General features: G+C 54.5%; 1 protein-coding gene. It reads left to right on the top strand.

Annotated elements, in window-relative coordinates; genetic code table 11:
* Positions 1 to 111: 111 nt before the first annotated feature.
* A partial coding sequence (locus tag MWU84_RS24170; protein WP_246906621.1) for a hypothetical protein occupies positions 112 to 365 on the top strand: 254 nt, incomplete at its 3' end.

Raw genomic sequence — 365 nt, 5'->3', positions numbered from 1 at the left:
AACGGTGCCGGTGTAGCTGCGACCGACACATCTTCTAAGACTACTTCTGTACCTACCGGCTATACGGTTAGCATCGACCAGGACCCGATCAACGCAGGGAACCAGACGGCGGTGAGTTTTACTTTTACTGGGGCTACGGTTGGCACGACCTACAATTATAGTTTCAGCAGTTCCGGGGGCGGGACCAACGTTACTGATACGGGAACGGTAACCGGGGCGGGTCAGACCATCTCTGGCATCGATCTTAGCGGTCTTGGTGACGGGACCATCACTTTGAGTGTGACGCTGACCAACGTTAACGGTGCCGGTGTAGCTGCGACCGACACATCTTCTAAGACTACTTCTGTACCTACCGGCTATACGGT

It is taken from the genome of Arenibacter sp. F20364, assembly GCF_023015905.1.
In the GTDB taxonomy this organism is placed as follows: domain Bacteria; phylum Bacteroidota; class Bacteroidia; order Flavobacteriales; family Flavobacteriaceae; genus Arenibacter.
This window is presented reverse-complemented; position numbering and strand designations above follow the sequence as displayed.